Origin of the sequence: Aneurinibacillus soli (assembly GCF_002355375.1) — a bacterium.
Classification (GTDB): domain Bacteria; phylum Bacillota; class Bacilli; order Aneurinibacillales; family Aneurinibacillaceae; genus Aneurinibacillus; species Aneurinibacillus soli.
Genome location: NZ_AP017312.1, coordinates 3,285,162 through 3,305,417 on the forward strand (window position 1 = coordinate 3,285,162; position 20,256 = coordinate 3,305,417).

A 20,256-nucleotide genomic window follows, 5' to 3' on the forward strand; every position below is an offset into this window, starting at 1 on the left:
GCTGTGAGTAGGCATTGGCGGTTTCCCTCCGTTACCGGGATTAAGTGAGCCTTACGCTAAGCTTTAGCTGTGCTGTTTGGCTAACGAGGGTGGCACCACGGTTCTTCGTCCCTTATGGACGAAGGGCCTTTTTTATTTTATATACCAAAGGAGCAAACACACGATGACGAAACAAATTTTTTCCGGTGTACAGCCGAGCGGCAATTTTACACTTGGCAACTACATCGGCGCAATGAAACGATTCGTTGCCCTGCAGGAAGAAGGAAACTGCATCTATTCCATTGTAGACCTGCATTCGATTACTGTACCGAAAGAACCTAAGGCACTCAGAGAGTATACAATGCAGCTCGCGGCCATGTATTTAAGTATCGGGATTAACCCGGAGAAGTCTATCTTGTTCATCCAGTCCCACGTTAAAGAACATGCGGAACTCGGCTGGCTGATGCAGTGTACTGGATACATCGGGGAACTAGAGCGTATGACCCAGTACAAAGACAAGTCTACAGGTAAAGATGTCGTAACATGCGGGCTACTCACCTATCCGGCACTTATGGCAGCAGACATCTTGCTATACGATGCGACTCATGTGCCTGTTGGAGAAGACCAGAAGCAACACCTGGAATTCACACGTGATATGGCAGAGCGCTTCAATAAAAAATACGGAGAGACATTTGTCGTTCCAGAACCGATGATTCAGGAGTTCGGCGGACGTATCATGTCACTTGATGATCCTTCTAAGAAAATGAGCAAAAGCAATCCAAATGCAGCAAGCTATGTTGCTCTGCTGGATGAACCTTCTGCTATCGTCAAAAAAATCAAGCGGGCGGTAACTGATTCAGAGGGCATTGTGCGCTACGACAAAGTAAATAAACCTGCGATCAGCAACTTGCTCACCATTTATTCTGTTTGCAGCAATGAGCCAATCGAGACGATTGAGCAGCGCTATGAAGGGCGAGGCTACGGCGACTTCAAAAAAGATCTGGCTGAAGTTGTCGTGAATGCGCTAACGCCAATCCAGCAAGAATACACACGCTGGATGGCAAGCCCCGAGCTTGAAGATATTCTCAAACAGGGAGCGGAACGAGCGACCGCTATCGCATCTGTTACAATGGACCGTGCTCGTCGAAATATGGGACTGGTCACCTTCTAGATCCATCCATAGTACAAAAAAGAGAGGCGTAACGCCTCTCTTTTCTATGTGCTTCCTTCGATATTTAGCTGTGATTTGCCGATAACGGAGTCCCAGCGAGACATCCACGCTATCCCTTCCATAATCCACTGTTCGATTTCTTCTATCTTCTCATCCTGAATGCCAAGCTCCCGTCCAATGGTAAAAATCATTCGTCGCTCCTCAGCTGTCATTACCTTTTCCATTGCTACCAGTTTAAACATCTTGCGGATCAGCATCATTTTTTCTTCGTCCGTAATATACGGACATAACTGGCTGGCCAACTCTTTCGGATTTTTTGGATATTCCAAATCATCGTGAAAAATCTGACGTTCCCGCACAGAAAAAATATCAAGGTTCACCTGGCGAATAATTTTTTCCTGCTCTATATCATCCAGATATCCGTCTGCCTGCGCCGCACAAATCAGCAGCCGAATCTCATATAGCTTTGGATGGCTTGCTGCATCTGCCCATTCATGCATAATAAAGCCTCCTTTTTGAAAACGCTTTACTACCATTATATCATCTTTACTACACTATAAATGTTGTGAAAATCGTAACTTTCTAGTTTACAAAATCGGAAAAAGGCGGCATCTCCGAACAGATGCCGCCATACAATGTTAGTCCCGTATTGCGTGAATGGTTTCCGTCAGCCTTGTGATGCATCCGCTTAGCTGTTCTAACCGGGACTCTACCCGAACGAGCAAATACAGCGTTACAGCAGCTGGAAAACCTACATTCGAGAGCACGGGAATCCAATCTGTCACTGTATTGTCCTCCTTCCCGCTCTTTCGTTATGTTTAGCTATGCAAGAGCAATGTCCGCTACCTGGTGATCTACAAGACGTACGCTTTTCTTCCCTACAATCGGGCCGGTTGATGTATCAAAAATCCCTCGACTTATCACAACATCCATTGCGGCTGCTACAGCTGCCGCATTTATCGGCATGATCGGATCTGCGACCGCTAACGTAACCGTTCCACCGCCTGCTGTTGTAAATTGAAGCTCCAGTGTTTTCACTTACATTCCTCCCTTCTTATACCTGGAATAATTGTGTCTGAACTGCCTGTTCCACTCCGGCCAGCGGGTGCTCCTGCAGACTTGCCAGCGCAGCTGCTGTCTCATACACAGCCTGTTGGGATGCCGTCTGACTGACTCCGCGGTATACTTTGCGACGGATTTTTGTCTTACCGTCTGTACCTAATCCGTCTTCTAGCAGAAGGATTACCTGCATTCCTTTTGTCACAGTTGAAACTGCCATACCTTTTCACCTCCCCCGTGCCTGGTCTGTATGTTCAACCAGCTTGTATACTCATTCGGATTTAGAGAGACAAATGGGGACACAAAAAATCATGTTACTTTTAGACGTCATAAAATGATTGAATACTACAAAAGAATCATGACCATATGGAAAAATCGAGTATAAAATAGAAGAGGCGTATAACATTTTATGTAAAAGGAGGACAAACCAATGGAGCAAAATCAAAGAGAACACTTTCGTCAGGTCTTCCAAAATCCGCTGTGCGCCGATATGACTATTGTCAAAATCAAAGATAACCAGATTGATGCCAAGCGTACAAAAACGTGCATCCTTGACATCGGACCAGGTGGACTTCGCTTTTATACGAACCTCAAGCTGCCCGTCAATCCATATATCGTACTTGAATTTCAAACGCGCATTATGGGTCAGATCTTATCGCTACCTGGCTATGTTGTCCGCAAAATTGATACGGAAGAATTTCATGAATACGGAGTACGTTTTGTGCTTGATGAGCAACAGCAAATGGAACTATCATCCCTTCTAAATACCATGACGATTCGTATGCGTCGCAATCCAAATATTCGCTCATGTGCACTATGCGATAGTAAAAATCGTGTGGCATGCATGAGAGAAATGGAAGATTCCTTCCTAAATAAATCCGCTTCCGACTCACCTTCCCCATAACACGTTTATGATCTATTCACTCAGAAGCTCTTGCAAACGAGCAATGCGCTTCGGGTCGCGCAATTGGCTTTGGCATGCGGTCGCAAGTGTAAGCCGCCCGAGCATTTGGTAGTTCTCTAGCAACTGCGGCGCCTGACCGGCAATCGCTTCCGTATGTCGAACAATCGTGCCGATATCCCCACGGGCAATTGGGCCAGTCAGCGCTTCGGCCACTCCTTTCTCCTGTATATTCTGGACGGTTCCTTCGATTAAAGGTAGCAGTGCTGAAAGCGCTGTCTTCTCTTCTATCCCGGCTGCTGCCATCAAATGTAGCGCGAAATCTACTACTCCAGTCAAGCCATTGGATACAACTGCCGCTGCTGCATGATACAATGGCTTCTGTGTAGCTGTAATAATAAAATATCGGTTTTTAGCTGCCGTAAGCCACTCTTCAAGCACCGAAACAGCAGCTACCTCTCCTTCTATGCCAAATACTGTTGTCTCAAGCTTGTCCGCCCCGGAGCACCCATCTGCGAACGACTGAAGCGGATGCAGCGATGCAGTATGCGCTCCAATCTGCTTCATCGGCAGCAGTACTTCCGACGAAGCAGCGCCACTCATATGGAACACCAGCTTGCCTTCCACATCCCCCTCCTCTGCTAATTTTTGAACCACTTCCGGAATTTCGTCATCCGGCACGGTAAGCACAATCCAGTCTGATTCACGAATAAGCGAAGCCACATCCGTATAAACTCGTCCCACATCCCCGACAAGCGAAGCCGCGGCCACCGTACTCGCCTGCGTGCGACTATAATATCCAACTTCTTCCGCCCCACGCCGGGTCGCATACAATCCAAAAGCAGAGCCAAGCCTCCCTGCTCCCACAATTCCGATTTTCATACCGTATCCCTCCCGTTTTTCTGAATCCAGTATATCATGTCGTCTTTTTTAGGACAGTGTGGTGTATACTATAGGGGGCAAAAACAGTTTGTAAAGTTTGTGTAAATTTTATGAGGTTTGCATTGTATGGCAGTAAATTTTTAATTAAGATTTCATTGTTCGACAGGATTTGCTAAAATGGAGTTTGTATGAAAAAAATTTTGGAGGTTTTGATGCATGATTTTCTCGGCGAAACGAGATGTATTCCTGGATATGCTTGCTACAATAGCTGAAAACGTGAAAGAATCCGCTCAATATTTTGTGGACTTTAAAATTCGAAATGAAGCGGACCTGAAAAAATTCGCTACGAGAATGAAAGAGTTCGAAACAAAAGGTGATACGTACATCCACGAGATCATTGTGGCTTTGAATAAAACGTTTATTACACCCCTAGAACGAGAGGATATCCTTGAATTGGCTAATACAATGGATGACATTCTCGACGGCATGGAACAGTGTGCTTCTCGTTTTGAGATGTACAATATCACAGAAGCTGACGAATACATGATTACATTTGCCCAAAAGATTCTGGAAAGCACCGAAGAAGTAGCAAAATCGACCAAGCTTCTGAACAAGAAGAAGTTGATGGATATTCGCCCTCATGCCATTAAAATTAATGACATCGAATCCCAATGCGATGATCTACTCCGTATCTGTATTAAAGAATTATTTACGAAAGAAAAAGATCCAATCAAAATTATTCAGTACAAAGAGCTATACGAAGTGCTAGAAAGCATTTCAGATAGCTGTGAAGATGTGGCTGATACTCTTGAAACGATCATCATGCGAAACGCATAAGGAGATGCTCTTTATTTTATGGATACAACTTTACTTCTAATTATCTGCATCGTACTTCTTGCGCTTGCGTTTGATTTTATTAACGGATTTCACGATACAGCAAATGCGATCGCTACATCTGTATCAACCCGTGCTCTGTCTCCGCGAGTTGCGATTGTTCTTGCAGCAGCAATGAACTTTCTTGGAGCACTTACATTTACCGGAGTCGCCAAAACGGTCAGTAAGGATATCGTTGACCCGTTCACCCTGCAAAACGGGTCTCTTGTTGTGCTTGCCGCCTTGCTATCGGCCATCACCTGGAACCTTGTTACCTGGTATTATGGCATCCCAAGCAGTTCGTCACACGCCCTGATCGGCTCGATTGCAGGGGCAGCCATTGCGTCTGCAGGCATTCATGCTCTCAATTACCAAGGCTTTATTAAAATTATCGAAGCTCTTTTGATTTCTCCTTTTGTAGCGCTCGCAATCGGTTTTTTAATGATGACACTTTTTGCGGCGATATTTAAAAACTTTAGTCTCGGCAAAACGAATCGCGGGTTTCGTTACTTTCAGGTTTTCACAGCGGCGTTGCAATCCTATTCGCATGGTACGAATGATGCACAAAAAGCAATGGGGATTATCACACTCGCTTTGATCTCTGGGGGATTTCAGACAACAACAGATATACCAATGTGGGTACGAGTCGGAGCCGCACTGGCAATGGGAATCGGTACATCGGTCGGCGGATGGAAAATCATTAAAACCGTAGGCGGGAAAATCATGAAGCTGCAGCCTGTGAACGGCGCGGCGGCAGATCTGTCATCTTCCCTATTAATTTTTACATTTACGTACCTCCATCTTCCCGTTAGTACAACCCATGTCATTTCCTCTTCTATTATGGGGGTAGGGGCAGCCAAACGGGTCAAAGGCGTAAAATGGGGAGTTGCACGTCGTATTGTAATCACATGGATTATTACACTGCCAATCTCCGCGCTACTTGCCGCCCTGATTTATAAAATTGCAGATTTACTCTTTTAACTTAAATAAAATTCTATAAAGAAGAGCTTTCTCAATCGCCAGAATTGACTTTTGAGAAAGCTCTTTTTTGCTGCTTACATCCGTCCACTGTACAGCTGTACCTTAGCATTACCTAGTCCTTCTACTGCATGTACGACCATGACCGAAAGCTTGGCGTCATTCGCCTTATCCTGAATCTGCTTGACGACAAGGAACAGATCCTGGTATAAATACGAAAAATCCACATGCTGTTCTGGATATGCCTGCTTTAGCTTCTGGTCGATGTCTTTGAGCTTCTTTCCAGCTACTAATAAATTTTGCACAAGCTGTGTGCTCGTCTGCGGCGTAAGCTTATAAGTCGCCTGATACTCCACAATTTCTTTATATAGTGCAGCCATCGTATCGAGCGTCTCTTCGCCGTGCATGGCACGAAATGCAGCCACATAGCGGCTATTATCATACTGCTCATATTTTCCGAATCCCAAATACAGTACCGCAACAATCAGCATATAAAAAAAGACTTGCTTCCCAATTTTTTTCGTCACCGCCATCCCTCCCCGTTCCTTTGCTTCCTTACATATGTATTCTTGTCCGGTATTCTTTTATGACTGGAATTATGGACAGGCACAATAAAAAAACCCGCCGATTCAAGACGGCGGATTCCTTATGCAAACATCCATTCTTTTTGCCATTGTTTAATCTGCTGATTAAGCGTGACGCGGTGCGCCGCATGGTGCTGAATCGTATCTTTATGCGCCTCGGTTTCCTGCTCCAGCTGATAACGCCAGCGGCGGATTTCCTGAATTTTAGCATCACAATCATGGATCTGCTTAACACGATCCATATAGTAGACAGGCAGAAGCGTAATATCTTTTTTGAGCGCTACCATCTCATCAATGATTTTGACGGATAATCGTTTAATTTCACGCTCCGTCTGTGCTTCACTAATGCTTGTATCAATTTTGTGCCAGAGACTACGCAAAAGACCTTCGCCCGCTTCCGTAGAGGCAACTTGCTCCTGCCTGGCAATCAGTTCATTCATACGCTGCAACATGACACCTGCTTTTCCTTCAAATATACCGTTTATTTTATGAATATCATACGGCAGGCGCTGGCCAAGCGCTTCACGGATGCTGTCCTTCTCCTCTGCAATCTGGTCCAGCTGCTTTTGCAGCACTTTCATGTTAGAATTCTTTTGCTCTAAAAGCCGCTCTTCCAGCTCAATCGCATACGCATGCTCCCCATACTTTACGCAGAGATGATCGTAAATACCTTTTTTCTCCTGCCAGTATTGCAAGAAACGGTGCAAGCGCTCATCTGCCTCGACTTCTTCTATTTTTTCAGCCCAGAGGAACAGGCAGTATAGAAAAAAAGGCAGCAATTTTTCTCGCAGACGCTGATTGGATAATGCAGGAAGACTCCCCTGCTTCTCCATCAGCTCTTGCACATACAACGCTACAATACGCGGTACGGGCACAAGTTCCTTCGGTATATCAGGATTACGATGACGGATTTCCTCTATCTTCTCTCCTTCATACACAAGTAGATCAAGAAGCGTCTCGCCTGCGAATTCTTTCTCGGTGCGTGTTACCGTTCCAAGAGCAACCTCTGTAATCTCTTTCATGTTATTCGTCAGCTCATTCTGATTACTATAGGAAATGACACGGTTATGGATCATTTCATTAAACCGAATAAGCGTTTTAAACAGGAGTTCATTTCTCGGCAAGCCGCTCACTCGTGCTACTTCTTTTTCCAGCGTACTGCTGATTTTTCCGGCAAGCAGCTCAAGCACGCTCGCTTTTTCCAGCAGAGAAAGCAGCACACGTAATGCTTCATCTGAAAGTGATACAATCGGGTATGCAAGAGCCTGCTTATCCATACGTATTCTCCTCCGGTCTGTTCAAGCATTTTTTATTTACTTTACCATACAGTTGAGAACATATAAATTTTCATTCACAAATTCGTCACATTCGACAAAATTAGAAGCGGAAATATACAAATCTATCTTCTTGTTTTGACAAAATTCACTGTTTGGTTATGGCATAATAAAAAGCAAGTCATCCTATTAGCATGCGGTTGTGATAGGCTAGTAGGTCTCTTACTGTTGTGACCACTCCACTGTATTGGCCCTTCCCGTTCACGGAAGGGCGATTTTTTTGTGTAAATGCGATATAATACATATATTCTTGTTTGTAGCTGGAGGTAATGATCGTATGATGCAGCAAAGTCCATATGAACTGCTTGGAGGGGAGAAAACCCTTCGCCGTCTGGTAGCCGCTTTTTATGCACGTGTAGCGAAAGATCCACTGCTCAGCCCAATCTTCCCGAAAGATCTGGCACTTACTGAACAAAAGCAGTTTATGTTTCTGACACAATTTCTTGGTGGAGAAACCTTATATAGCAATGAATACGGCCACCCGATGCTTAGAGCACGCCATATGCCGTTCCAGGTTACACCGAAGCGAGCCGAACGCTGGCTTTTGCTCATGCAAGAAGCAATGGATGAGATCGGAATGGATGGGCATGGGCGGGAGTACATGTATGAACGCCTCACACAGGTAGCTCACCATATGGTAAATGCGGCAGATGATGAAACAACTGAAAATCTTGCCCTTCTGTAGGCTTTATTTCCTTTTCTCCTCCCAACTATTTTGGGGGGAGCTTTTTTCATACATTATCCGTACAGAACCAGCCGATTTTGCGGAAGAAACGTCTCTTCTTGCTGATTTAGCAAAATCGAAAACATTGTGAACCGCCTCGTTGGCATATGCTGTACTTGTCTGATCACATTCCAGAACGTTTCCCACTCGTTGACCTGCCCGTACTCTCCCCATATTTCTTCCTCTTCTTCTTCGTCCTGTTCCGGAAGCAAATATACGATAAGAATCGGATGATCTTCCTGTCGTCTCCATGCCTCCACTTTTTGCTTCAGTTCCTCCTCCGCCCTAGCCCATGCAAAAAAAATCTCCGCCTGCCTGCCGCTCCCCTCCACAAAAAATGAACAGGAAACAACTCCTGACTCTTCTCTGATCGTACACAGATCCTCTAGCAGACTTTCATCATTCGCAAAATAATCTCCAAATAGAGTGCTAGCTGTTTTCGCGTTCACAAACTGCTCCATGCCTCTACCCCTCTCAAAAAAATAAAAACCGGCCGCATAATCCGCACAGCCGGTTGCACTACTCGCTCCAGACAATCTAAGTGCCCACATACAGATTGTCTTTCATCGCCTCTTTTATCGTTTCTATTTTTAGAAATATCATACATTATTTCAATAAAAACCTTTATATGCAACCTCAATATTATCAGACATAAGTCCTGCATTCAAGACTGTATTTTACAAATTTAGCATAAAAAAAAGCGATGCTCTTACAGCATCGCCGTGATTTTGCGAATATAATTTTGTGTTTCTTTAAACGGTGGTACCCCCCCATACTTCTTCACATTGCCTGGTCCTGCATTGTATCCGGCCAGCGCAAGCGTCACATTCCCATCATACCGATCAAGCATTTCTTTTAAGTGACGCGTTCCGCCATCCACATTTTCCGCCACATCATACGGGTTGCGAATGCCAAGTTCGCGCACATTTTCCGGCATAAGCTGCATCAGTCCCATCGCTCCGGCATGCGAGCGAACCGTTGGATTAAAATCACTCTCCTGCTTAATCACTGCACGAATGAGCGTCTCTGATACCCCATGTTTTTTGGCAGCAGCTACGATAGCCTGTTCAATATCAGCTCGACTCGAAGACAACGCTGCTGAGGCTTTCTTATATGCACTGCTAGCATTCGATGTCGCCCGGGTTACAGCAGGTACTTCTGTCAGTGCACGTGGTAATGCTTCATATGTATCACTAGCATCCGATGTACCTGCTCCTGTCCCCGACATCGAGCCATAAGAAGCGATAAGTGCATTCAACAGTGCTTGGGACTGGTCTGGCTGCTCCGGGTTCATCACGAGTCCTGCCCCCTGGTCTTTAACAGCCGCTGCCAACATATCGGCAAAATCCACCTGCCCGGCTATCTGCTCTTGCAACCGCTGCGCCATCTGTGGATTTTTGTTCGCCACCTTCACGAGTGTATTATCTAGCAACCATTGTGAAGACCCTACTTCCATATCTGATACTCCTTCCGTTCGAATCTTTTTTTTATTTTACCTTTTTTCCCTGTAAGAAAAAAGAGGAAATTTTACATGCCTATACTCGTGATAGTATACTTACTAGTATGGTAAAGGAGGAATTCTACGTTGCTACATGAAAAAATAAAAGGGCTTCATTTCGGTAGTTTTTATCTCACCCATTCCAAACCAGAAGACGCAGCTCTTATCTATCACGATCAGACGATTACGTACGGAGATCTTCACACAACCGTTGAAAAATATGCTACCTGTCTACATGTATCCGGCATTCGCGCAGGTGATGTTGTAGCATTGAGCTGCTATAACACACCCGAGTTCATTTACAGCTATCTTGCAATCACCCGCCTTGGAGCAATTGTAGCCCCACTGAATTTGACACTTACAATCGACGAGCTTACATACATTCTACAAGATTCCGGCGCTAAAGCGTTATTTATTCACGAAAAAATTCTCGGCAAATTATCTGCCTCAACCGAACAGCTTCAAGCACAATTCAGATTAAAAGAGGTTCTTGTGATCGGTGAGGCATTAACCGCTCGCGTTCATACAGCGACTGCGATTGAGCCTCCAGAAATCAATCCAAAGGCAATCGCTACCCTTCTATATACATCAGGTACAACCGGTAAGCCAAAAGGTGCCATGCTCAGTCATGAAAATTTGATTGCTGATACTGTCGCCTGCACAGATGTTCTCGATCTGACATCGCAGGATGTATTTATGTGTGTTCTGCCGATGTTCCACTCTTTCGGCTTTACCACATCCGTTCTGCTTCCGCTTTATGCAGGTTCTACCATTGTCATTCATGAAACGTTCCATCCAAAAGAGATCATGCACTCTTTGATTGCGCATCATGTATCAGTATTTTGTGGCGTACCGGCTATGTTTGTCGTCCTCGCTCAGGCACTAAAAGAAGGCAAAGTCAGCTTCCCTTCTCTGCGGGTCGCTGTTTCCGGGGGTGCAGCGCTGCCAGTTGAAATTTTGACTTTGTTTAGTCACCAGTACAATATCCCACTTATGGAAGGATACGGGCTGACAGAAGCATCTCCGGTTGTATGCTTCAACCCGTTGCATGGCGAGAAAAAGCCGGGCTCTGTTGGTCTTCCCCTTACCGGTGTAGAAGTGCGTATTGCCGATGAACAAGGGGGAAATCTGGAAACAGATCAGACCGGTGAGATTCTCGTACGTGGGCTAAATGTGATGCAGGGTTACCTGAATATGCCGGAAGCAACAGCAGATACAATCGTGGATGGCTGGCTCCATACAGGGGATATTGGCTTTATTGACAGTGACGGCTATGTATTTATCGTGGACCGAAAAAAGGACCTGATTATTACGCGTGGCCTCAATGTCTATCCACGTGAAATTGAAGAGGTACTATATAAACATCCGGCTGTTCTCGAAGCGGCGGTTATCGGCATGCCCGATCCGGTCAAGGGAGAGATCGTCAAAGCTTTTGTCGTACCGAAGCCCGGAGAAACTCTCGACCGCAGGACCGTGCTTGATTTCCTGAAGCCTCAATTGGCCGCATACAAAATGCCTCGCTTCGTGGAGATCATCGATCAACTACCGAAAAATGCAGCTGGTAAAATCCTAAAAAAAGACCTGCGTAAACAGTAGACTCGTCTTATCCGATCGCATGAATAATAACAAATAGGAGAATGGCTACAACAAGCACTACAAATGGGTTATTTCGCCTGTATACGCCTGGCGTATACAGACTTACCCTCATATAAAAAATCAGCAAACAAGCAAATGCTCCAACGCCTGCTAGAAGATGGCGGTCCCACTCCTGTATAACCCGGAGCATAATGCCTCCATGAAGCACAACAACGGTGATAGAAAGTAGCATAAAGAATGGAAGTGCCTGTAGGCGTGAACGTTGCAAGCGCCCGCTAAACATAAACAGTCCATACGGAACAAGTGTACAGAGAAGCGCAAAATACCCACTTCCGATTCCAAATAAATAGCCAAGAGAAACTGAGGAATCGCCGTCTGCACGTACTGTAGGCGGCGATTCCTGTTTCGACTCCCCGTGCGCTGTTTCTTGTTTAGCAGAAGACGATGCCGCAGGAGTCGCGCCCGCTTCATGACTGCTTGTTGAAGGGGAGACTTCTGTATGTCCCGTCCCTGTAGGGGAAACATGCTTGTCTTCAGAAGCTGAAGCGGGTTGCTCAACCGCCTCAGCTTTTGGGCTATGCTCTTTCGCTCCGCCCGTTGCCTTCTCGTTGCTCACTGTCTGTTCAGTAGTCTGGTAGTCGGAGGTTGGATTCATAACTAACAAAAAAAGTAACAGGCTGAACATCACAATTCCAATTAGCAAGATAAACCAGACAATGTTACGTACCCACATCCTTTCGTCAGCTCCTTTTATCATCCGCACCTTTTCTCTACTTGTATATGAAAAAGATAGACAGCTTATGCCGGATACAAACCCGCATCCTAAGCACAACTACACACAAAAACCGGCTGCATAAAAGTCGCAGCCGGTTTTTGTGTGTAGTCATATTATATTGCTTTCGTAGCACTGGATGTAATCTGGTTGATTTTTTGCGCAAGTGCAAAATCTTTACCCGTGAGACCACTCCGGTCATGTGTAAACAGCCGGAGTGTAACCTGGTCATACCGGATATCGATATCAGGATGATGGTTTGCGTCTTCTGCAAATCGGCCAATCTGGTTGACGAATTCAAGCGCTTCCCCAAAATGAGAAAACCGAATGCGGCGGGTAATCGCTCCGCCATCTTCCAATGTCCAGCCAGGGATTTTCGACAGATTCAATGCAATTTGCTCCGGGGATAACTTAGCCATTCTCATCATCCTTTCCTTTTCCTTTTACAACTTTATGCACACCCTGTCAGAAGGTTTCCACCGGAAGCTTTACTGTGAAGCAGGACCCTTCTCCCGGATGACTACATACGGAAATCGTACCACGATGATACTGAACTAAACTTTTCGTAATGGCTAGTCCGAGGCCGAAGCCTTCGTACTTTTTGTTATAGGAGGAATTAGCCTGCTTGAACGGCTGATACAGTTGTCGGATTTGTTCTTCTGACATCCCGATCCCATTGTCCTCCACCTCGATGCAGCCTGTGTGGTCGTTCGTATACGTACGAATCAAAATCCGACCGCCATTCGGCGTATATTTGATGGCATTATGCACAAGATTTGCGATAATCTGTTTAATTTTCCCCCGGTCGGCTTCCATAAGAAGCTCCGGATCGTTATGTGTCACTTCAACGACATGCTGCTTTTTCATAGTATTTGTAGCCAGTTCTTCAACTGTCTCATCAACCACTTCCGCAAGTGAAAACTGTGTCAGCCTCATTTCAATTCGCCCAGACTCAATACGAGACAGTTCAATTAAATCATTAATAAGACTCAATAAATCCTCTGACTTACGGTATACAGTCTCCACAAACTTGCGGTTTACCGACGCATTTTCATCATCGGCCATCCTCTCCAGCAAAAGTTCGGAATACCCCATAATAACCGTAAGGGGGGTTCGAAGCTCATGCGATACATTTGCCAGGAATTCTGTTTTCATGCGGTCAATCTCTGCTAGCTGGTGGTTCTTCTCTTCTAACATTTTGTTTTGTACCTGCATTTTGAAGACAAGAATCACTAGCAGAATCATCAATATGAGTGTAATGATAAGAGATAGGGCATGCGTGCCAAGGGAGATGATCCCAATGAAACAGAGAAGTCCTGCTCCAATCACAATGCCCATGTATAATAATATTCTTTTTTTCATAGACCGGTTGGTTCCTTGTAGCCGGGTGATTGTACTTCTCGTGCAGTACTGTATTGAGCAACCTTCTCTAGGAAATCCCGAATTCGAATCGGTTTCGTAATATAATCAACACATCCCGCCTCGAGTGCTGACTGGATATCTGATTTCATAGCGAGAGCCGACAGCGCTACAATCGGAATGGAAGCCAGTTCTGGGGTAGACTTAATCGTTCGAGTAACCGCCAGGCCGTCCATCTCCGGCATATGAATATCCATCAGAATTAAATCTGGCGAGAATGTCTCCAGCATTTCAAGCGCTTGGATACCATTCTCGGCTACATGCAGTTCGTACGCCTTATTCAAACGCAAAATTTCCACAAATAATTCCCGGTTAGACAGGTTGTCTTCCACGAGCAAAATTTGTCTAACCATGCGCGTTTCCCCTTTATCTCGTATACTTTTACCTGTTACCCGATATGTGCAGCAGATCAAAAACTTCATCAAGCGACATCAATATTTGATCAGCTGTACGCATCACCTGCCCGCGCTCTACAAGACGAATCGGCTGGTCGATGTACGCCAGCAGTTTCCCTTTCCAGTTCGCCCGGACATCTGTCAGCATCTGCATATACAACTCATCTACACGGTGAGTAGCTACAATGGCGACAGAAAGAAACGGCTGGTATATTGCTTCTTCTATATCTTTTTCTGATTTTACCATAAAATGATCAAACTGTATGGAACTTTCTTTTAGTATGCGGCAAAAAACTGAAAAATCCTTTGAGAATCCAGGGGGATGTAGCAGCAAAATACGACTCTCCGTTTTCAGAGAATCTTCATCACTAGATTTTTGGCTGTCCGGTAAGACAAGCGGGATTACAAACGAAAATGTACTGCCAGCATGCTCCTCACTCTCAACCGTTAGTATCCCCTTGTGCAGCTCGATCAGTTGACGGGAAAGCGACAGCCCAAGTCCAGCTCCTTCATATTTCCGTTCTAGGCGTCCATCATTTTGATAAAACTGCTCAAAAATTTTTTCAAGCTTGTCGTTAGCTATGCCAATCCCCTCATCGATTACACGCACCGTAAGTTCATATTCATCATATGCAAGCGCGACCTCTATACGCCGGTCTGGCAAACTAAACTTGATTGCATTATTGAGCAAATTCAAAAGTACCTGGCGAATACGTGTTTCATCAGCTATAACCGGACATGAATCATCTGGCATGTGGCTCGCAAGCTCAATCCGGGCCTGCTGCGCTTTCGGCTTCATCATGACAAGCGCACTATCAATCAAATCTTTCATATCAAAGCAGGACATTTCCAGCTCATACTTTCCAGCTTCGATTTTGGTCATATCCAGAATATCATCAATCATCGACAGCAAATGCTCACCAGCATCAATAATATTCCCTGTAAATTCTTTCTGGGTAGGCGCAAGCACCCCGCCCGCCTCTTCATATAACAACTCTGCGAATCCAATAATACCCGTAAGAGGCGTGCGCAGTTCATGGGACATATTTGCCAGGAATTCAGATTTCATCCTGGTTGATTCCTGCGCCCGCATCGATTCCTCCTGCAGACGTTCATTCGTTTGCCTGAGTTCCTCTATCAGTCCAGAAATATTAACAGTCATCCGGTTAAATGCTTCGCTCAATTCTCCAAGCTCATCTCTTGTTTCAGCCTGAACCTGTGCCGAGAAATCCCCCTGCTCCATTTTTCTCACGCCATGAAGCAACGAAAATACCGGGCGCGTCATCACACGAGACATGTAAAGCGCAAATAAAAATGCGAGCAGCAACGTGCTCGCAATGATCATATAACTGACCGTCACTGATTTCCACGCTTCCCCAAGCATCGCCTGATTTATCCGGGTAATTTGATCTGCGCGATGCTGAGACATCTGTTCAACTTCTTCCATCAAACGCGCTGCGATCGGCTGCGCCTCACCATTCAGCGTGTCAATTGCGTCTTTTGTATTCTGGCGTTCATAGACCGGAATTACTTTATCCCGTAAGATCAATTCCCAGTCCTCACTATGAATAATGAAAGATTCAATTTCCTTGCGCTCATCCGGTGATGAATTTGCCTTAAGCTGTTGCATAAGGAGCTGTGCCCGGTCACTTGTTTCATAAAAACGGTCACGAAACTCCTTATTCCCAGTCGTAACGTACAGCATGACAAAGTTAATCCGCTCCATAATCGTACTTTTCACTTGCAATTGTGTAGCCAATCGTGGAATTGACTGATTTAGCATATGATCGTTATCTTTTACAACACGCAGTAGCTGCAAGTTCATGACGTACATCCCAATCGCTGTAAAAACGAGCACGGCCATAAATCCACTTAAAAACTTCAGGCGAATGGAAAGGTTCTTCCATCTACGAAACCATGTCATTTTCTTCCCCTTATTTTTCCGGATTGCTAACCGGCTGTCCGGTTTGTTTATCGAGCACAAATGCCCCATGCTCGTACTCTTCCAGCTTTTTGTTTATTTTCCTTCGCACCTCATCTGGTACGGTTGGACTGAATGTGCCCAACTGCTGAGCCCCATCTGCAAAATCGACTTCCACGTCTCCGCTTTTCAACGCGCCGCTCTGATACTGCTCAAATATTCTCACATACAGCGACGATAAATTTTGTACGACGCTTGTAATGACTGTATTTTTGGATACAAAATACTGATCTGATATGTAGCCAACCGCCAGCTGACCCGCATGGTGCGCTTCCATAATCACATCAATGTTAAATCCGTCCCCCATAGGAGCCAGAACATCTGCACCTTCCTTAATCATCTTTCGAGCAATTTCTCCGGCTTTTTTCCCGTCGCTCCAACTTTTCACATCCTGAACCAGTACTTCATTATTCGGATTTTGCTCTTTGACTGCTGCAATAAATGGCTTAACCTCACGCATGGATTGATAGGCCGGAATCAATCCTACCTTATGACTTTTCGTCATCGTGCCTGCAATCATGCCAGAGAAGTATCCCGTTGATTCCGGTGTAAAATTAATTGCGGATACATTCTCTCCCTGAGCCTTTCCATTAAAAAACACAAATCGGGTCTTTGGATACGAGACAGCTAGTTTATTAAACACTGCCTCAAAGCTTCGGCCATTGCCAAAAATCAAGTCGTACCTCGAATCAGCCAGCCGCTTCGCTTCCCTCCACTGAACGTCGGGTTGATCAGCGTCTTGAATACATTCGACCTGAGCCTGGTATGTTCGTTCAATTGCTTTCAATCCACGATATGCCTGCCCATCCCATCCCTGATCGTAAATCTTTCCGTCGACAAGTAGCCCGACCTTGAGCGGGACTATAGCCTGGCTGACAGATTGATTCATAGCCGATTGCCCGTGTGGAACACATCCCACAAGTAACAAAAACAGTACCATGATTACTATTTTTTTCATTATAACGCCCATCCCTTTACCTATCACTCTGTTCATATTGTAAACATTTCGTTTGCAGGGATAGAAGTGCAAAAATTGCAGAAAAAAATCCGGAGACTCCGGATTTTTCACTGACTGTTTATATCATACTGCTTAATTTTATAATAAAGTGTACGTAGAGAGATTCCAAGCTTCTCCGCTGCAAGCCTGCGATTGCCTTCCACTTCAAGCAACACTTTCTCAATATGGCGCCGTTCTACTTCTTCAAGCGTCTCGATCGCTTCTGGCTCAGATGTAATAAAATCAAGTGCCCCCTGCACCGTTTCCCGTAGATGCGGAAGCTTGAACGGTTTGCATACATAATCAAGCGCCCCAAACTTCATCGCCTGAACAGCCGTCTCGATTGTCGCATATGCTGTAACCATAATGACTTTACAGTCATCATCTATCTCTTTCATTGCAGCCAGTACATCAATGCCGCTCATCTCAGGAAGCTGAATATCTAGCAAGACAAGTTCTGGCGAATAGCTCCGGTACAGGGCAAGCGCTTTTTCTCCCGCGTGTGCAGTTAGAACCTCGATCCGATCTGACTCCAGCGCGGTAGCAATTAAAAAACAAATATCAACATCATCATCGACAATGAGAACTCTCCATTTGCGCTTCATCCAACCCCTCCCCTTTCTCCATCAGTATACCAATCAAAAAGGGGGGCTGTACAGATTATGCGCGCACAGGTTCCACTTTTCCCGTTTTAGCAAAAATATCACGAGCAATATGAACACCGCAGGCCCCTGCCTGTGCCAGGCCACGTGTAATACCAGCCCCATCTCCACCCGCATACAGACCGGAAATCTCTGTTTCAAAGTGTTCGTTCAGATGCGGACGTGCAGAATAAAATTTTGCTTCTATACCGTAGAACAATGTATGCTCACTTGCAATTCCTGGCGTCACATGGTCAAGCGCTTCTATCATTTCGATGAGACTCTTCATCGTATTATACGGAAGCGCAAGACCGAGATCACCCGGCACTGCTTCCTTCAAGGTCGGCTCTATGAACCCTTCTTTCAGGCGTTTTTCGGTCGTACGACGGCCGCGCTTAATATCCCCGTAACGCTGTACGATGACGGATCCATTAGACAGGTCATTTGCCCGACGGCATATCTCTTTCGCATATTCATTCGGTTTATCGAACGGCTCTGTAAAAACATGAGATACAAGTAACGCAAAGTTCGTATTGGGAGAACCGAGCTTCTCGTCTTTATAGGCATGTCCATTCGCCGCCATTACGCCGCTATGATTTTCGACTACCACGTGCCCGTTTGGATTCGAGCAGAAGCTACGGATGATTTGATCCGTTGTCGACTTGTAAAGGAATTTCCCTTCATATAGATGACGGTTGATTTCCTCCATTACAACGTTCGTTGTTTCTACACGTACACCAATGTCCACCTGGTTATTTAACAGGCGAAGTCCCCGTTTTTTCAGTAGATTACCAAACCATTCTGAACCATCACGCCCTGGAACGACTACTACCTTATCAGCATAGTATACTTCTCCGGATTTGCATTCAATACCCTTGACCGCTATCCCCGCCTCGTTTTTCTCGACGATAATATCAGCTACTTCTCTCTTAAACTGCATCGTGATCTTTGTCTCAAGCTCACAATAGATACTCTCCAAAATTTTCAGGTTTTGTTCTGTACCAAGATGGCGAACATTTGCCCGAAGCAACTTCAGTCCTACCCCGGCTGCTGTACGCTCAATTCTGCGTACGTCATCTGTAGTCGGATCTGTAATGCTTTCTGTTGCACCGTGTTCAAGATTAATCTCATCTACATACCGAATTAATCCAAGAACTTCTGACGGGGATAAATAGTCCGTCATCCAGCCCCCGAATTCTGTTGTAATATTGAATTTCCCATCCGAATACGCCCCGGCTCCGCCGAAGCCATTTGTAATGGAACAAGCCGGCAGACATCCACTGAATTCTTTGCGTCCAGCTGGTGGCGGACATTTCTTGATTTTTCTCTCAAGAATTGGACAATGGCGTTTGTAAATGTCATGTCCTTTATCTATTAACAAAATAGTAAATGCGGGATTTTTGCGTATCAGTTCATAAGCCGTAAAAATACCAGCTGGTCCGGCTCCTACAATAATTACGTCATATCTCATGGCGCATGTTCCTCCTAGAGGCTTGCTTTTATAAAACCTCTCTGATTATAACGTGTTATGTATAATAGAATCAACAAAATCCGAACGTTATTTTTTATAATAACATCTTCATTCGTGTTTTACTAAACAGAAGCATATTCTTCTACCACAATTCCCGAAACATACAGATCAATCCAACCATCTATCATTGATTCTTCTGAAGAAGCATCACACGCCACTACCACATCTCCATATAAAGCCATCGAATAAATATGGACAAACAGTGTACTGTATAAGCTAGTAGCTACAGCTTGACAGTTCACTTTACTTCGAATCTGATTCGTTTGCTGATAGTAGCGCAAGAATTGTGTCAGTTGTTCGATAATATTTTCCGTAAACATAGCTGCATATTTTTTACACTCACTCATTTTTTCCGCTTCTGTGACCAGCAGACGAATAATCGGCATTTCTCTTTTGAAAATAGCCAGGAATGCCACAATAAGTGAACGGGTATCATGCGCAAAGTCATCATTTATTCCTCTGACAACCAGACTGCCTATTTCAGATAACAGCGTATGACGCTGAAACATTTCGGAAAATAATTTTTCCTTGCTTTCAAAATGGCGGTATACAGTCAAGTCATTAACGCCAGCGAGGCGAGCAATTTCCCGAATGGTAGATGCTTGAAATCCTTTTTGCGAAAAAATTTCCACAGCAGAATTCAAGATTTTTTCTCTTGTTCTTTTTACTCTGGGCGAATACTTTTTATCCATCTCTATACCCCTCTTCTTAATTACATCTGTAAGAATAGGCAAAAACACCTACAATACCAGTATCCACCATTTCAGACTAAGAAACAAGTAGTAAATTTGGTTTTCACTTCCACAAATATAAAAAAGAGTTTGAAGGGTTGGGCGCTACCCAACGTGTAGTGAAGGAGCAGAGAAGAGAGAAGCAAGAGAGCGCCTGTACGCTTGTTCCACAGCGGAAGGAGAACGACGAACAGGCCTTTGCCCGCAATC

The 20,256-nt window shown here is 44.9% G+C and carries 24 protein-coding genes, 1 riboswitch and 1 other annotated feature (1 of these 26 cut by a window edge); of the genes, 6 read left to right on the plus strand and 18 right to left on the minus strand.

Annotated features, from left to right (window positions below):
• Nucleotides 1–116: a binding site (T-box leader), on the plus strand; it begins 123 nt to the left of the window's first position.
• 47 nt (nucleotides 117–163) lie between these two features.
• Nucleotides 164–1,150 (plus strand): tryptophan--tRNA ligase, encoded by a 987-nt coding sequence (gene trpS / locus CB4_RS16575; protein WP_096466878.1) that lies wholly within the window; start codon nucleotides 164–166, stop codon nucleotides 1,148–1,150.
• A 44-nt stretch (nucleotides 1,151–1,194) separates the two neighbouring features.
• Here the strand turns inward: trpS and CB4_RS16580 are convergent, their stop codons facing one another.
• From CB4_RS16580 to CB4_RS16595, 4 genes are all read right to left on the minus strand, one after another.
• Nucleotides 1,195–1,650 carry a tellurite resistance TerB family protein gene (locus tag CB4_RS16580; RefSeq protein WP_157738022.1) on the minus strand — a complete coding sequence of 152 codons (456 nt, stop codon included), beginning with the start codon at nucleotides 1,648–1,650 and terminating at the stop codon, nucleotides 1,195–1,197.
• A gap of 138 nt (nucleotides 1,651–1,788) precedes the next feature.
• Nucleotides 1,789–1,935, minus strand: coding sequence for a YvrJ family protein (locus tag CB4_RS16585; RefSeq protein ID WP_096466880.1), 147 nt, complete (start codon nucleotides 1,933–1,935; stop codon nucleotides 1,789–1,791).
• A gap of 37 nt (nucleotides 1,936–1,972) precedes the next feature.
• A complete protein-coding gene (locus tag CB4_RS16590; RefSeq protein ID WP_096466881.1) occupies nucleotides 1,973–2,188 on the minus strand; it encodes a DUF2922 domain-containing protein in 216 nt (71 codons plus the stop codon).
• 16 nt (nucleotides 2,189–2,204) lie between these two features.
• Entirely contained in the window at nucleotides 2,205–2,429 is a 225-nt protein-coding gene (locus CB4_RS16595) for a DUF1659 domain-containing protein (RefSeq protein ID WP_096466882.1), read from the minus strand.
• A 210-nt stretch (nucleotides 2,430–2,639) separates the two neighbouring features.
• Here CB4_RS16595 and CB4_RS16600 point away from each other — a divergent pair, with 210 nt between their 5' ends.
• Nucleotides 2,640–3,113, plus strand: coding sequence for a PilZ domain-containing protein (locus tag CB4_RS16600; RefSeq protein ID WP_096466883.1), 474 nt, complete (start codon nucleotides 2,640–2,642; stop codon nucleotides 3,111–3,113).
• A 12-nt stretch (nucleotides 3,114–3,125) separates the two neighbouring features.
• On the opposite strand, the gene CB4_RS16605 is transcribed toward CB4_RS16600, so the two are convergent.
• Complete coding sequence (locus CB4_RS16605; RefSeq protein WP_096466884.1) at nucleotides 3,126–3,992, minus strand: Rossmann-like and DUF2520 domain-containing protein; 867 nt, start codon at nucleotides 3,990–3,992, stop codon at nucleotides 3,126–3,128.
• Between the two features lie 216 nt (nucleotides 3,993–4,208).
• Here CB4_RS16605 and CB4_RS16610 point away from each other — a divergent pair, with 216 nt between their 5' ends.
• Both CB4_RS16610 and CB4_RS16615 read left to right on the plus strand, forming a co-directional pair.
• Entirely contained in the window at nucleotides 4,209–4,829 is a 621-nt protein-coding gene (locus CB4_RS16610) for a DUF47 domain-containing protein (RefSeq protein WP_096466885.1), read from the plus strand.
• An 18-nt stretch (nucleotides 4,830–4,847) separates the two neighbouring features.
• Nucleotides 4,848–5,846, plus strand: coding sequence for an inorganic phosphate transporter (locus CB4_RS16615; RefSeq protein WP_096466886.1), 999 nt, complete (start codon nucleotides 4,848–4,850; stop codon nucleotides 5,844–5,846).
• Nucleotides 5,847–5,920: 74 nt separating this feature from the next.
• Here the strand turns inward: CB4_RS16615 and CB4_RS16620 are convergent, their stop codons facing one another.
• Nucleotides 5,921–6,370 (minus strand): hypothetical protein, encoded by a 450-nt coding sequence (locus tag CB4_RS16620; protein ID WP_096466887.1) that lies wholly within the window; start codon nucleotides 6,368–6,370, stop codon nucleotides 5,921–5,923.
• A 119-nt stretch (nucleotides 6,371–6,489) separates the two neighbouring features.
• Nucleotides 6,490–7,704, minus strand: coding sequence for a hypothetical protein (locus tag CB4_RS16625; RefSeq protein WP_096466888.1), 1,215 nt, complete (start codon nucleotides 7,702–7,704; stop codon nucleotides 6,490–6,492).
• Between the two features lie 337 nt (nucleotides 7,705–8,041).
• On the opposite strand from CB4_RS16625, the gene CB4_RS16630 reads away from it, so the two are divergent.
• Nucleotides 8,042–8,446 (plus strand): globin domain-containing protein, encoded by a 405-nt coding sequence (locus CB4_RS16630; protein ID WP_172890956.1) that lies wholly within the window; start codon nucleotides 8,042–8,044, stop codon nucleotides 8,444–8,446.
• Between the two features lie 53 nt (nucleotides 8,447–8,499).
• Here the strand turns inward: CB4_RS16630 and CB4_RS21160 are convergent, their stop codons facing one another.
• Together CB4_RS21160 and CB4_RS16635 are read right to left on the minus strand one after the other, a co-directional pair.
• Nucleotides 8,500–8,946, minus strand: coding sequence for a hypothetical protein (locus CB4_RS21160; protein ID WP_110546242.1), 447 nt, complete (start codon nucleotides 8,944–8,946; stop codon nucleotides 8,500–8,502).
• 38 nt (nucleotides 8,947–8,984) lie between these two features.
• A riboswitch (cyclic di-GMP riboswitch) is annotated at nucleotides 8,985–9,068 on the minus strand.
• Nucleotides 9,069–9,194: 126 nt separating this feature from the next.
• On the minus strand, nucleotides 9,195–9,941 hold the full coding sequence (locus tag CB4_RS16635; RefSeq protein ID WP_231956049.1) for a lytic transglycosylase domain-containing protein: 747 nt from the start codon (nucleotides 9,939–9,941) through the stop codon (nucleotides 9,195–9,197).
• 129 nt (nucleotides 9,942–10,070) lie between these two features.
• Between CB4_RS16635 and CB4_RS16640 the strand changes: the two genes are divergently transcribed.
• The gene (locus CB4_RS16640; RefSeq protein WP_197703125.1) at nucleotides 10,071–11,579 is read left to right on the plus strand and encodes a long-chain-fatty-acid--CoA ligase; all 1,509 of its coding nucleotides are present in this window, start codon (nucleotides 10,071–10,073) and stop codon (nucleotides 11,577–11,579) included.
• A gap of 7 nt (nucleotides 11,580–11,586) precedes the next feature.
• Here the strand turns inward: CB4_RS16640 and CB4_RS16645 are convergent, their stop codons facing one another.
• The 9 genes from CB4_RS16645 to CB4_RS16685 form a co-directional block, all read right to left on the minus strand.
• Nucleotides 11,587–12,312 (minus strand): hypothetical protein, encoded by a 726-nt coding sequence (locus tag CB4_RS16645; protein ID WP_096466890.1) that lies wholly within the window; start codon nucleotides 12,310–12,312, stop codon nucleotides 11,587–11,589.
• Between the two features lie 155 nt (nucleotides 12,313–12,467).
• Nucleotides 12,468–12,770 carry a 4a-hydroxytetrahydrobiopterin dehydratase gene (locus tag CB4_RS16650; protein ID WP_096466891.1) on the minus strand — a complete coding sequence of 101 codons (303 nt, stop codon included), beginning with the start codon at nucleotides 12,768–12,770 and terminating at the stop codon, nucleotides 12,468–12,470.
• 46 nt (nucleotides 12,771–12,816) lie between these two features.
• Complete coding sequence (locus CB4_RS16655; RefSeq protein WP_096466892.1) at nucleotides 12,817–13,713, minus strand: sensor histidine kinase; 897 nt, start codon at nucleotides 13,711–13,713, stop codon at nucleotides 12,817–12,819.
• Complete coding sequence (locus CB4_RS16660) at nucleotides 13,710–14,123, minus strand: response regulator (protein ID WP_157738024.1); 414 nt, start codon at nucleotides 14,121–14,123, stop codon at nucleotides 13,710–13,712. Before CB4_RS16660 ends, CB4_RS16655 begins: the two co-directional genes overlap by 4 nt.
• A 28-nt stretch (nucleotides 14,124–14,151) precedes the next feature.
• Nucleotides 14,152–16,089: a sensor histidine kinase gene (locus CB4_RS16665; protein ID WP_172890909.1), complete on the minus strand. Its 1,938-nt coding sequence runs from the start codon at nucleotides 16,087–16,089 to the stop codon at nucleotides 14,152–14,154.
• A gap of 10 nt (nucleotides 16,090–16,099) precedes the next feature.
• Complete coding sequence (locus CB4_RS16670) at nucleotides 16,100–17,104, minus strand: BMP family ABC transporter substrate-binding protein (RefSeq protein ID WP_157738026.1); 1,005 nt, start codon at nucleotides 17,102–17,104, stop codon at nucleotides 16,100–16,102.
• A gap of 107 nt (nucleotides 17,105–17,211) precedes the next feature.
• Entirely contained in the window at nucleotides 17,212–17,748 is a 537-nt protein-coding gene (locus tag CB4_RS16675; RefSeq protein WP_096466896.1) for a response regulator transcription factor, read from the minus strand.
• 55 nt (nucleotides 17,749–17,803) lie between these two features.
• The gene (locus tag CB4_RS16680) at nucleotides 17,804–19,255 is read right to left on the minus strand and encodes an NAD(P)/FAD-dependent oxidoreductase (RefSeq protein WP_096466897.1); all 1,452 of its coding nucleotides are present in this window, start codon (nucleotides 19,253–19,255) and stop codon (nucleotides 17,804–17,806) included.
• Between the two features lie 122 nt (nucleotides 19,256–19,377).
• Entirely contained in the window at nucleotides 19,378–19,959 is a 582-nt protein-coding gene (locus tag CB4_RS16685) for a TetR/AcrR family transcriptional regulator (protein WP_157738028.1), read from the minus strand.
• Nucleotides 19,960–20,256: the final 297 nt, after the last annotated feature.

Bases quoted from the DNA above. Each gene is read 5' to 3' on its own strand.
- CB4_RS16605 (WP_096466884.1), bottom strand. From the start codon at position 3,992: ATGAAAATCGGAATTGTGGGAGCAGGGAGGCTTGGCTCTGCTTTTGGA.
- CB4_RS16610 (WP_096466885.1), top strand. From the start codon at position 4,209: ATGATTTTCTCGGCGAAACGAGATGTATTCCTGGATATGCTTGCTACA.
- CB4_RS16680 (WP_096466897.1), bottom strand. From the start codon at position 19,255: ATGAGATATGACGTAATTATTGTAGGAGCCGGACCAGCTGGTATTTTT.
- CB4_RS16670 (WP_157738026.1), bottom strand. From the start codon at position 17,104: ATGAAAAAAATAGTAATCATGGTACTGTTTTTGTTACTTGTGGGATGT.
- CB4_RS16580 (WP_157738022.1), bottom strand. From the start codon at position 1,650: ATGCATGAATGGGCAGATGCAGCAAGCCATCCAAAGCTATATGAGATT.
- CB4_RS16645 (WP_096466890.1), bottom strand. From the start codon at position 12,312: ATGTGGGTACGTAACATTGTCTGGTTTATCTTGCTAATTGGAATTGTG.
- CB4_RS16655 (WP_096466892.1), bottom strand. From the start codon at position 13,713: ATGAAAAAAAGAATATTATTATACATGGGCATTGTGATTGGAGCAGGA.
- CB4_RS16675 (WP_096466896.1), bottom strand. From the start codon at position 17,748: ATGAAGCGCAAATGGAGAGTTCTCATTGTCGATGATGATGTTGATATT.
- CB4_RS21160 (WP_110546242.1), bottom strand. From the start codon at position 8,946: ATGGAGCAGTTTGTGAACGCGAAAACAGCTAGCACTCTATTTGGAGAT.
- CB4_RS16650 (WP_096466891.1), bottom strand. From the start codon at position 12,770: ATGGCTAAGTTATCCCCGGAGCAAATTGCATTGAATCTGTCGAAAATC.
- CB4_RS16625 (WP_096466888.1), bottom strand. From the start codon at position 7,704: ATGGATAAGCAGGCTCTTGCATACCCGATTGTATCACTTTCAGATGAA.
- CB4_RS16630 (WP_172890956.1), top strand. From the start codon at position 8,042: ATGCAGCAAAGTCCATATGAACTGCTTGGAGGGGAGAAAACCCTTCGC.
- trpS (WP_096466878.1), top strand. From the start codon at position 164: ATGACGAAACAAATTTTTTCCGGTGTACAGCCGAGCGGCAATTTTACA.
- CB4_RS16600 (WP_096466883.1), top strand. From the start codon at position 2,640: ATGGAGCAAAATCAAAGAGAACACTTTCGTCAGGTCTTCCAAAATCCG.
- CB4_RS16660 (WP_157738024.1), bottom strand. From the start codon at position 14,123: ATGGTTAGACAAATTTTGCTCGTGGAAGACAACCTGTCTAACCGGGAA.
- CB4_RS16635 (WP_231956049.1), bottom strand. From the start codon at position 9,941: ATGGAAGTAGGGTCTTCACAATGGTTGCTAGATAATACACTCGTGAAG.
- CB4_RS16615 (WP_096466886.1), top strand. From the start codon at position 4,848: ATGGATACAACTTTACTTCTAATTATCTGCATCGTACTTCTTGCGCTT.
- CB4_RS16595 (WP_096466882.1), bottom strand. From the start codon at position 2,429: ATGGCAGTTTCAACTGTGACAAAAGGAATGCAGGTAATCCTTCTGCTA.
- CB4_RS16665 (WP_172890909.1), bottom strand. From the start codon at position 16,089: ATGACATGGTTTCGTAGATGGAAGAACCTTTCCATTCGCCTGAAGTTT.